General features: G+C 34.9%; 6 protein-coding genes. All 6 read right to left on the bottom strand.

Translation table 11 applies throughout. The annotated features are described in order from the left end of the window. Positions 1-78: 78 nt before the first annotated feature. Positions 79-765: a GNAT family N-acetyltransferase gene (locus OGZ34_RS10530; protein ID WP_246253294.1), complete on the bottom strand. Its 687-nt coding sequence runs from the start codon at positions 763-765 to the stop codon at positions 79-81. Positions 766-1265: 500 nt separating this feature from the next. Next, positions 1266-1412, bottom strand: a complete 147-nt coding sequence (locus OGZ34_RS10525) for a hypothetical protein (protein WP_173968337.1) — start codon at positions 1410-1412, stop codon at positions 1266-1268. An 812-nt stretch (positions 1413-2224) separates the two neighbouring features. Further along, positions 2225-2392 (bottom strand): transposase, encoded by a 168-nt coding sequence (locus OGZ34_RS22410; RefSeq protein WP_173968336.1) that lies wholly within the window; start codon positions 2390-2392, stop codon positions 2225-2227. 478 nt (positions 2393-2870) lie between these two features. After that, complete coding sequence (locus OGZ34_RS10520) at positions 2871-4487, bottom strand: MBL fold metallo-hydrolase (protein WP_173968376.1); 1617 nt, start codon at positions 4485-4487, stop codon at positions 2871-2873. Between the two features lie 358 nt (positions 4488-4845). Further along, a complete protein-coding gene (locus OGZ34_RS10515; protein WP_263362984.1) occupies positions 4846-12051 on the bottom strand; it encodes a non-ribosomal peptide synthetase in 7206 nt (2401 codons plus the stop codon). Beyond that, complete coding sequence (locus tag OGZ34_RS10510) at positions 12048-13271, bottom strand: amino acid adenylation domain-containing protein (RefSeq protein ID WP_396193424.1); 1224 nt, start codon at positions 13269-13271, stop codon at positions 12048-12050. The genes OGZ34_RS10515 and OGZ34_RS10510 overlap by 4 nt, the downstream gene beginning before the upstream one ends. Positions 13272-13313: the final 42 nt, after the last annotated feature.

The following is a 13313-nucleotide window of genomic DNA, read 5'->3' as shown; positions in this document are numbered from 1 at the left end:
GTTTCCCGCTACTTTACAAAAGGTATGTGTTGTGGTAATTTTGTCCCTACGGTTGAAACCTATGCAATATCTGCAATACTACTGCGTAATCTCTAAATCTTTTACCAGATTCATCTTCGCTCCTTTTTGCTTCGGGTCATAAAGCATAGCCGTACACAAACAGTTTTTCCTGTCCTTATTCATCAAAATCGGGCAATTTACACATGATTTACAATTTTCCCAAAAAGTATCGTCTGTAGTCAGTTCGGAATAAGTAACCGGCTCAAAACCGAGTTCATGGTTCATTTTCATTACGGCAAGACCAGTAGTTAGGCTGAATATACGGGCATCGGGATATTTTTGTCGGCTAAGCTCAAAAATTTTTCTTTTAATCCTTTTGGCAAGTCCCGTATGTCTGAATTCTGGAGCTACAATTAATCCGGAATTAGAGACATAGCTTCCATTTTCCCAAGAAGAGATAAAAGAAAAGCCTGCCCATCTCCCATCTGGCGCAAAAGCGATGACAGCTTCTCCTTTTTTCATCTTTGTTTCCAGCAACTCGGGAGAGCGTCCGGAAATTCCGGTTCCGCGAGCTATGGCTGATGCAAGTGTCACTTCACAAATTTGTTTTATCCAAAAGGTATGAACGGGTCGGGCTTTTTCAATAATAAAATCCCCTGACTCCTCTGCCACTTTAAGAGGCAAAAATGTTGTTGGATTTTGTATGGGTTTAGAAAGCATATAGTTTCTCTGAGTAGGTCCTATTTTACATTCGATGGTTCTCATATGATTTGGTGTAAATCCTTTTTAGTTTCCTTATTATTTGAGGGGATGGAGATACGATGTATAATATTCAAATTACATACCAATAGATTTTTACTGTTTACCAATTCGCATTAAACCCCATATTATCTGGTATTTTACATTTACAATAATCTTTGTGGGCGTTAAAAAAACGTCTCAAAATGATACGATTTTATCATTTTGAGACAGCCTTTTTCAAACATTATCTTGCTAAACCATTTTATATAAAACCAAAAAAAGTAAAACTCATCGTTGCTGCGAGTTTTACTTCTTATATATCTTAATTAATTATGTTATAACCCTCTGGGGATAATTTAATTTAACACATAGTGACATAGGTTCTATATCTCCAAAAAAAGACGTTTCACTTGATTTAAACACACATATCTTACCATGTGAAAGAGAAGATATATTCCTTTTTTCATTCTCTTTTTTTCCACTAAAATCTTTTTTTTTATTGATTACGCCTAACAAATTATGTTTTATACTATTTGCGAAATCATCAAAAGTGCAATAAAGAATACTATAGAAAACACCATTAAGTTGATGACTCTGTCTTTTTGTTTCATGCCTTTGTTTGATATCCCCAGTTTTTCGATGTTCTTTTTTCTTACTTTATCTGCTTTCATCTCTTTTATTTTACAGTGTTTTTTACATTTATCTATACTATTCTGAGCAAATCCGGAAAACTCTTTTCGTTTTCAAACTTAATCTTATGGTGATGATTTGTACCTTAAAATTATGGTCTTGATCTCCCCTTTAGATGCAATTGGTATGCCAAAACAACTCAACATAAAACAAAACACTAAAAGTCAACTAGTTAAAATTTACACTTAATTTTTAACTTGCTAATCCCTATCAAAATGATAAGATCAGCCATGCAAAATGAAAGGGATGCTAAGCTTTTAAAATAAATTTTGATGATGCTTGAAGTGTTAATTGGAAGAATAAGGAGATTTACTTTTCAGAAAGAGCAGAATAAGTATAAAAATTATTGAAATGCAATAAGTACGATGTTATTTACTACTTCATTTATTCCATTTAACTTCTCTTTGGGGATAAACATTCCGTTTGCCAGAAGAATTATAGTTAGTTTTTTTTTAGGACGAGAAAGTGTTTATCTCTATTTATTAAAGGAGTAATTTTAAGTTGAAGATCAATTGCTTTTTGGTTGCAAGAGAGTTTGGTATATATTTTTGCTACAGTTTTCTGGGTTACTTCTTTGTTAATCTCCTTGAATCTTGTGGGCCCAAGATTCACATTATACTCATTATCAATACCCTGAACATAATCTCATAGTTATTCGAGCTGAGTGAGTATTTTGCTTTGATGTTTTTTATACTATTTCTTCATATAAAAATGTATCTGCCTACCCGAGTTTCTATCTTGGCACCATCCGTATAGATTTGTTTTAGATTAATAAATCCTTCTGATGCCTGTATCAAAAAAATACCTGCTTGAAGATTTCTTTAAAACTCTCTTTAAGTATATCACTTCTAAAACTATTAATCATATTGTGATCCACAATAGCCATAGAAGTTAGCCACATAAAATTGATATTTTCACGAAGTACCAGTTCTATTTTTCGTGATGAATAAATATTGGTCATATAAGCTTACAACATTACTTTTAATTTTTTTTTTGGATGATGTAAGCTTGATTATCTTATTTACTGTAAACTTTTAAAAGAGGCTGGATGTTGTTTATTGACTCGACTACTTGGTCAACTATCCGAACAAGGTGTTTCTCTGCAATTAAATCATCAAACGAATAAGACAAAAGAACCGTTTTATTTTGGTTATAATGTTTGAACCTCATATATAATCAACTATTAATCGATAGTTAAATATGCCAAACTGATCAAAGAGTCACAAATATAAAGAAAGAAAGAAAGAAAGAAAGAAAGAAAGAAAGAAAGAAAGAAAGAAACCGTCTCACTATTGAAACGGCTTCTATAAATTATTCATGATTAATATTTACTCTATTTCATTATGTTAGAAATAAAAAACCTTATATGACTAACTCTGAAACATTAACCAATTTCTAATAAAGTATAAGAATTAATAAAAATTAAAGTCCTAAATTATTTAAATTATACTTTTAGGAGAGTGATTGTAAAAAATTTCTTTTTCACCGAATAATCTTTCTGAAATGATATCTCTTTCTCTACAATAGTCAATAAGTTTATTGGATTGGACAATTGGATTCGATTCATCTGTATATTTAATACTGCTAATAAACTCCAACCACGGCTCCTGTCCCATAGCATAAACGTAAACTTCTTTTGCATTAAAAGCATTGATTAGTCCTTTTCCTCTTTCAAAATTTGAGCCAGCTAACCTCCGTGAGAGATCTTTATCTCTAGCTAAACTTTCTGTTAATAATGGTCCATAAAGCCATGACAAAGGAGCTCCATCACACTCCATTCCCAAAAATAATACATCTACATCTCCTAATATTTCCTGAACATGTTGATAGAGCCTTGATTCAATATTACATGAGTCTGCAACAAAAAGCATTCTAAAATCCCCTACACTAACATGATGACATATTTTTGCTTGTATATTTAAATCTGAATGTTCTCCTACAAAAGGAACACCAGTAATCACACAATCACTAAACTTAATGGCTTCCATTTCATCAATTTCTATAACATTATAAAAACCTAGAGCATTCAACATCAATTTTATACTTGGATCTTGCAGAGCACCGTTAGATGATCTTGGTACAACTATATTCTTAATTTTATGGCGCAGGGGAATTAATGTTTCAAACAAAATATGATCCTGATGATTATGGGTAATAAGTACATAATCAATCGTTTCCGGTAAATCCATATCTGAAAACCTTTCTATTTCTTGGTTATAACCGTAATAGCTTATTACTGGATCCAGCATTATACTAATATCTTTCGTTTCTACAAGAATACAAGCATGTCCAAAGTATCTCATTCTTACCTTATCTCCTTGATATTTTTCATATTCTTTTGGAGCTTCAGTCGTAAAAAAAGAGTCAAAAAGGTGCTCTTGTTCATTACTTATTCCTAATAGTTGTTTAATAGAATTTACATCACCAGGATTTTTTTTCATCTTGCTCAACTCGTCTAAACCTTTATGGTTAAACGGAATATCTAAGTGAATTTTATCTGCATCTGCTAAACGTGGTGTACTTAAAACAAAAGGACGTTCATCATTTTCTGTCAACCACAACAATATACTTTGCGAATCAGGGTTGTAAAATTTGCTATGATACAAAAGAGGCTCAAAAAAGCGAAAAGAAGATTGATTATTTAAATCGTAATAAAGCTCTACATATCCTTTAAGTATTTCAGGTACTTCCTCATATAAAGGATCTAAAGAATAGCCCTTTGCTTTATTTTTTAAAAGAGCATCCAGTGTATTTATTGCTTCACTAAAAGCGATCATATCCTTCTGCTTCTCCAAGGTTTCTTCTTTTAATTTTTGAATTTCATCTACCCTTTTTCCTTCGTAATCAATAAAGGGACCTCCTAACATTTTTGGGTTTTTTACTGCAGCTGCATGGGCAGAGGGTGCCTGAATATAAGAGTTCATGATTTTTAAATTTCGACCGGTTATATTCATTGCACTAGTGGCAGGAGAAATCAAATGACTCCACGCATACCAATTATTAAACAACGGTTCAATTACCACATTAGGCTTTAAAAATAATTTCTGATTATTCATTTTTGTAATTTATTTATATAATTTTTAGATAAGGTATTCTTATATTAGAAGTAGCCTTTATAGTTGTAATACTGTACTTTATTGGTCTCAGATCGGGGTTTAAAACCCTGCAATTTATTGCAGTACTTTAGTAATATGAAAGAATATAAAAATACTAGTTTTTAAATTGAGCTGATATCAGTTTTTAGAGTTTTTATCTAAGTTTAAAATAGAGAGACTTTCAGTCTCTCGTAGAACCAAACCTCTGCACTTTCAGTCCAGAGGTTTGGTTTTTGGAGTTTCTTTTATTAAAGAAACTCCATTTCAGTTACATTTCTATTTTTATATTTTCATTTCTTTTTTTTTATTTAATATGTAGTTATAAGACAAGTTTATTTAAATCAATCAAAATATCACACACTTGTTTGCTATGAATATTATCTAACATATTTAAGTGGGTAGAAGGAATATTGTGTACAATTACCTCTTTAGTAGTATACCTTTGCCATCCATAATCAAATTCTTCATTATCATTTTGAACCAAATTTATTTCCTTTTCATTTTCTCCTTCACTTAATACATACATTGCTCTAAATAAAACAATTGATATATCTAATTTTTCTTCCCGAGGCAAATAATTATAATTTTTATTACAGATATTAACTTCCAAATGCCCTCTTATATCCTCCTCACTTATTTTAAATTTTGAGTTGTTTAATAATTTACTCACCTGCGTAATTTGCTCTTCCTTTGTTTTATCTTCGAGAACTAAATCAGAAGAAGTAAAATCCTTTCCTAGTATTGCATGTACTAGTTTTTTTAACAAATCTCTATATACTTCTTCTTGATCTATGTTTTCATCTTTTGGAAAACTAAATTCTAAAGGGGAGCTATCAAAAATTAATAATTCTTCAACATCAAAACCGTCATTTAATAATTGTGATGCCATTTCATAAGCAACAATTCCTCCAAAAGAATATCCCCCTAGTCTATAAGGTCCGCTTGGATTTAATTTTTGCATTTCTATAATAAATGTGGAAGCCATCTCTTCAATAGATTTTGAAATTGGTGATTTTCCATCCAAACCAGGGGATTGAAATGCATAAACTGGTTGATCTTCTCCTAATAGCTTCACTAATTGTATATAAGAGTTTATTGTTCCACTTCCGGGAGGAGCTAAAAAGATCTCTTTTTTATTTCCTGCTTCCTGTAATGGTATCATAATATCATTTTTATAAGAAAGCAATGAATTCATATTCTCAACAAAATTATATATAGTTGGATATTTAAATATATCAATAATGTTTATGTTAGTATTGAGCAATTTATTAATAGTAGCAACTAATTTTACGACCAGTAAACTATGACCACCCAATTCAAAGAAGTTATCATAAACTCCTACTTTTTCTACTCCCAACAAATTCTGCCAAATTTGAGCTAGTTTACCTTCAGTCTCTGTACGCGGAGCAATATACTCTTTTGTAGACAAATCTGAACTATCAGGATCCGGCAAAGCTTTTCTGTCCAGCTTTCCGTTTGACGTCAACGGCAGCTCTGCCAACTCAACCCAAATCATAGGAACCATATACTCCGGTAAACTTAATTTCAACTGTTCCTGTAAAGCAGCCCTGTCCAGCTTGCCTTCAGCAACAACATAACCAATCAAACGTTTGTTATAATTTGAATCCTCTTTGGCCAATACACAACAATGAATGATTCCTGCTATCGATGACAATACATTCTCGATTTCACCAAGCTCTATTCGATAACCACGAATCTTAACCTGATCATCCTTCCTACCGATAAACTCAAGATTGCCATCAGGCAACCAACGTGCTAAATCTCCAGTCTTATAAATTCTATCCCCTTCAATAAAAGGATTCGAGATAAACTTCTCCCTGGTTAATTCTTCTTTGTTCAGATAACCACGAGCAACACCTGCCCCTCCTATACATAGCTCCCCAATTACACCAATTGGCAAAAGATGGTGAGCTTCATCCATGATATAAACCATAGTATTATCTATTGGTTTTCCAATAGGAATTTTAGTTAGTGGAGTACTAGCTACTTTATAAGTGGTTGCAACTACTGTACTCTCTGTTGGTCCATAATTATTATAAATATCAATATTAACCTGTTTATTTAAACGTAACACATCTCCTCCTGTTAAAACAACAAGATTTGGTAAGGAAATTTCTTGTTCTATAATACTTTCACATAATGAAGTTGGTATGTAACTATGGCTAATAGAATTCTCAAGCACAAACTTGGAGAATTGATCCAAATCATATCGTATTTTATCTGAAATAGGATATAGACTGGCTCCTGAAACTAAATATGGGCAAATTTCCCAAATACTTGCATCAAAACCAATTCCTGAAAACAAAGAACTTCTACTTTTTGCAGTAACAGCATACATTCTCTTGTGCCATAAACATAAATGAATTAAATTTTTATGTTCAATCATCACTCCTTTAGGTTGCCCTGTACTTCCCGAAGTATAAATAACATAAGCCAGATCATCTGACTTTATAACAATACGCGGTAAAGCAACTGCATAATCGGAAATAGTATCTTTGAATAAACTCAGATATAAATCATCTATAATTATACTACAACCACTGTCTTTCTTTATATATTCTTTTCTTTCCTCAGGGTAATTAAGATCTATAGGAACATACACAGATCCTGTTTTTAATATAGCTAAAAATGATATTATTAACCAATCACTGCGTTCCAAAACAACCCCAATTAAACACTGCGAATTAATTGAGATAGTAGTTAATAAATAATTTGCAAGCTGATTTGACTTCTCATCTAATTCTTTATAACTTAACTCTGCTCCCTCATAAACTACTGCTATAGCAGCAGGAGTCTTCTTCACCTGTTCTTCAAACAAATCAACCAATGTCTTGTTTTTTGGATAAGCAACTGTCGTATCATTAAATGAATACAATAACTGATGCTCTTCATTTACTGTTAACATCGGAAGAATGCTTATTGGTCTGGTGATATCACAAACAATACCAACCAATAATTCTTTGTAATGCAACATCATACGATCAATAGTAGCCCTATCAAACAAGTCTGTGCAATACACGATATCTAATCCAATTCCATTATTACCTTCAGAAACATTCAATATCAAATCAAACTGAGATGTAACATGCTCAAATTCATAACCTGAGAGTAAAATTCCTTCTAAACCTGTTTCTACTTCCTCTGACTCTTTCGGTGTATTCTGCAATACAAACATCACCTGAAACAATGGACTCATGCTCATATCACGGGTAGTGACCACACGGTCTACTACTTTCTCAAATGGAGCCAATTGATGATCATAACTACCAAGTGTAGTTTCTTTTACTCTTTTTAAAAGTTCCCTAAAGTCTGGATTACCACTCAGATCACTGCGAAGTGCCAGTGTATTGACAAAAAAGCCTATCATGCCCTCTAACTCTGATTGGGTACGATTCGCAATAGGCGTTCCAACACAAATATCATCCTGACCACTATAACGCGACAATAATACCTTAAAGGCTGACAACATCAACATAAATAATGTAACACCTTCTGCCTGACACAAGGCATTTAAAGAATCACTAAGATTCTTATCAAGAGTTAAAGAAACATTCGATCCTGCTGTGCTTTGAATCGATGGACGAGCATAATCTGTGGGCAATGATAAAGTACCTACTCCCTCTAACTTCTCTTCCCAATACGATAACTGAGAGTCCAAAACAGCTCCTTCCAAGTATTTTCGCTGCCAGATCGCATAATCTGAATATTGCAAAGAAAGCTCAGGCAAAACAGCCGCTCTTCCCGATTGAAGCGCGCTGTAAAGCTCCATAAACTCATTTACCAAAATACCCTCTGACCAGCCATCACTGACGATATGATGCAGCACACAAGCCAATATATATTTTTGATCTCCTAAATCATACAGACAAGCTCGTAACTTATAATCTGCTGACAAATCAAATGGAATTCTGAGATAATCCTGAAGGATATTTTCAAATAATGATACATCTCTTATTTCAACCTGATCAAGGATCCACTCCTTTTCACTTATGACTTCCTGATACCCTATACCATCTTCTGATAACAGAATGGTACGCAAAACCTCATGACGTGATACAATACTTTGAAGCGTTTGTTCTAATATCGATGTATCTAACGCTCCTTCAAGTCGAAGTACAATAGGAATATGATAAGCAACACTGCCTTCTAACTGATCCAAAAACCACAATCGCTCCTGACTGAAAGACAAAGGAATTCGTCCTGAGCGGTCTTCTAAGACAACAGCAGGTAATAATACTCCTTTTGATTGAGATGATACATGCGAACTTAACGTTGCGATCGTCGCGTATTCAAAGACTTCCCTGATAGATATTTCTATGGATAATCCCTTTCGGATCATCGATACCAATCGGGTAGCCAGTAGACTATGACCCCCCAACTCAAAAAAGTTATCATGAACTCCAACCTTCTCTACTCCCAACAAATTCTCCCAAATTTGAGCCAATTGGTGTTCTGTCTCTGTCCGTGGAGCCACATATTCTTTTGTAGACAAATCTGAACTGTCAGGATCCGGTAAAGCTTTCCTATCCACCTTTCCATTTGACGTCAACGGCAGCTCTGCCAACTCAACCCAGATCATCGGAACCATATACTCCGGTAAACTTAATTTCAACTGTTCCTGCAAAGCGGCCCTGTCCAGCTTACCTTCAACAACAACATAACCAACCAAACGTTTGGTATCATTTGAATCCTCTTTAGCCAATACACAGCACTGGCTGATTCCACGTACCGATGACAATACATTCTCGATTTCACCAAGCTCTATTCGATAACCACGGATTTTAACCTGATTATCCTTTCTGCCAATAAACTCCAGATTACCATCAGGGAGCCAACGTGCTAAATCTCCAGTCTTATAAATTCTATCGCCTTCTGTAAAAGGACTTGATATAAACTTCTCTCGGGTTAACTCTTCCTGATTCAGATAACCGCGACCTACACCTACCCCACTAACCCATAACTCGCCAGTAACTCCCAGTGAACATAAATTATCAAATGAATCTACAACATACAATTTCATATTCGAAACTGGTTTACCTATAGGCACAACACCTCCCAAAGGTACCTCATGCATAACATGAAGACTAACATCATCTGATGCCTCGGCTGGCCCATAAGCATTTACTACTGCAACAGAAGGAAACATCGAAAACCAGGATTCTAACAATGAAATCGTAGCAGTTTCACCTGTAACCAGAAAATAACGCAGATCCTCCAAGCCTTTCCTGGATCCTGTCTCTAATAAACTCAATATATAAGAAGGAACTAACTGAAGATGGGTAACTCCATAAGAACATAAGGCATTCTGAAAATCATCAGTATTCAGTATCATCGACTCGCTATAGATTGCAATACGTCCTCCGCATAATAAACCGCTCAACAATTGCCATACGGAAATATCAAAGGTGAAAGGTGCCGTAAAGCCTACAACGCTCGTACTGTCCATATCCAAATCATCTATCATAACCAGAAGATGGTTCAGTAACCCCGAATGCTCAATCATTGCTCCTTTAGGAGATCCTGTACTTCCTGAAGTATAAATAACGTAACTTAAAGAATCAGGTAAATAAGTTAATCCTAATGATTCTGATGAACAATTAGAATACACAGCTGAAGTACCATCCAATACGATCATCATAATATCCGATAACATATCTCCCAATGCACCTGAATTCACTCTGTCCGTAAGCATCAAAGAACATCCTGTATCCTGAGCAATATAGCAAATACGAGATGCAGGATAATCCGGTTTAATCGGTACATAAGCACCGCCTGATTTTAAAATACCCAAGATACCTATAAGCATATCCACACTACGATCCAAACAAATACCTACCAAAGTATCACGCTCAACCCCCTGCTCTTTTAAATAATGACCCAATTGATTCGACTTTTCATCTAATTCCTTATAAGTTAACTCTGTTCCCTTATAAACTACTGCGATAGCAGAAGGGGTCTTCTTAACTTGCTCTTCGAACAAATCAACAACAGTCTGATCCAAAGGATAAGCAACTCTCGTATCATTGAATAAATGCAATAACTGGTACTCCTCCTCTTTTGTCAACATCCCAAGATCACTTATAGGCTGCCTAATGTCTCTTACAATACTAAGAAGTAATTCTTTATAATGAAGAAGCATACGATCAATGGTAGATCTCTCAAACAAAGCCGTACAATAACCGATTCCTATCGAAATATCCAAATCAGATTCGGATATACTAAACATCAAATCAAATTGGGAGGTAGCATCTGTATACTGATAACCTGAGATTTCAAGGTCTTGTAGTCTTGGCTTTTCTACTTTGGAGCTTTCGACCTCATTGTGAAAATCAAACATCACCTGAAACAATGGACTCATGCTCATATCACGGGTAGTAACCACACGGTCTACTACTTTCTCAAATGGAGCCAATTGATGATCATAACTACCAAGTGTAGTTTCTTTTACTCTTTTTAAAAGTTCCCTAAAGTCTGGATTACCACTCAGATCACTGCGAAGTGCCAGTGTATTGACAAAAAAGCCTATCATGCCCTCTAACTCTGATTGGGTACGATTCGCAATAGGCGTTCCAACACAAATATCATCCTGACCACTATAACGCGACAATAATACCTTAAAGGCTGACAACATCAACATAAATAATGTAACACCTTCTGCCTGACACAAGGCATTTAAAGAATCACTAAGATTCTTATCAAGAGTTAAAGAAACATTCGATCCTGCTGTGCTTTGAATCGATGGACGAACATAATCTGTGGGCAATGATAAAGTACCTACTCCCTCTAACTTCTCTTCCCAATACGATAACTGAGAGTCCAAAACAGCTCCTTCCAAGTATTTTCGCTGCCAGATCGCATAATCTGAATATTGCAAAGAAAGCTCAGGTAAAACAGCCGCTCTTCCCGATTGAAGTGCGCTGTAAAGCTCCATAAACTCATTTACCAAGATACCACCTGACCAGCCATCACTGGCAATATGATGCAGCACACAAGCCAATATATATTTTTGATCTCCTAAATCATACAAACATGCTCGTAACTTATAATCTGCTGACAAATCAAATGGAGCCATCAGATAATCCTGAAGGATATTTTCAAATAATGATCTATCATCTATTACAACCTGATCAAGGATCCACTCCTTTTCACTTATGACTTCCTGATACCCTATACCATCTTCTGATAACAGAATAGTACGCAAAACCTCATGACGTGATACAATACTTTGAAGCGTTTGTTCTAATATCAATGTATCTAATGCTCCTTCCAGATGAAGAACAGTAGGAATGTGATATTCACTACTACTTCCCTGCAACTGATCCAAAAACCACAATCGTTCCTGGCTGAAAGATAATGGCGTACGATCTTCTTTTTCCTGAACAGCAATAGCCGGCAGTAATACTCCCTCTGATTGAACCGATACATGTGAACTTAACGTTGCGATCGTCGTATATTCAAAGACATCTGCAATTTCAACCTCTATAGACAATTCCTTTCGGATCATCGATACAATCGGGTAGCCAGTAAACTATGCCCCCCCAACTCAAAAAAGTTATCATGAACTCCAACCTTCTCTACTCCCAACAAATTCTCCCAAATTTGAGCCAATTGGTGTTCTGTATCTGTCACTGGAGCAACATATTCTTTTACATATAATTCTAAACCATCAGGATCCGGCAAAGCTTTCTTATCCAGCTTTCCGTTTGAGGTAAGTGGCATCTCTTCCAACTCAACCCAGATCATAGGAACCATATACTCAGGCAAACTTAATTTCAACTGTTCCTGCAAAGCGGCCCTGTCCAGCTTGCCTTCAACAACAACATAACCAATCAGACGTTTACTGTTAACTGTATCTTCCTTAGCCAATACACAACAATGAATGATTCCTGACACTGATGAGAGAGCATTCTCTATTTCACCAAGCTCTATTCGATAACCACGAATCTTAACCTGATCATCTTTTCTGCCTATAAATTCTATAGTACCATCAGCAAGCCAACGAGCCAAATCTCCCGTCTTATAAATTATATCCCCCTCTTTAAATGGATTCTCTATAAACTTCTCTCGGGTTAATTCTTCCTGATTCAAATAACCTCGACCTAATCCTGATCCTCCAACACATAATTCTCCAACTACTCCAATGGGTAAAAGCTCCAATTTTGAATCTAAGATATAGGCCTGACTATTTTTAATAGGTTTACCAATAGGAAGGTTCTTATAAGTAACTTCATCAATACTGTAAGTCGTAGAAAAAGTAGTGTTTTCTGTAGGTCCATAACCATTGACAATATGTAGCTCTGGATAATGTTCTTTTAATTTATTGGTATAAGCAAACAAAACCACGTCTCCTCCTACTAATAAATCAGTCAAATTTTCAAAAACACATATATCATCTTCAACTATTTGATGAAACCAAGAAGCCGTCATCCACATAGTGGTAACCCTATGTTTTATAATAAGGTCTCTCAGACTAACGATGTTTAATAATGAGCTAGTATCTGCTAATATTAATTGCCCTCCATTTAATAAAGTACCAAAAAATTCTAAGGTCGTAGCATCAAAAGAAATAGATCCTGTGGACAACCAGACTGTATCTGAATTTAATGAAATATAATCACAGCTTTTACACAAACTAACAATATTATTATGTGTGATCATCACTCCTTTTGGATTACCTGTAGTTCCTGAAGTGTACATAATATAAGCAACGGAAACTGGCTTTATTCTATAGGATAATTTAGATGTTTCTAAAGCTAATGATTCTGC

The organism is Flavobacterium collinsii (assembly GCF_946903285.1).
Taxonomy (GTDB): Bacteria; Bacteroidota; Bacteroidia; order Flavobacteriales; family Flavobacteriaceae; genus Flavobacterium; species Flavobacterium collinsii.
The sequence above is the reverse complement of the archived record's forward strand: the minus strand, read 5'-3'. Positions and strand labels throughout refer to the sequence as shown.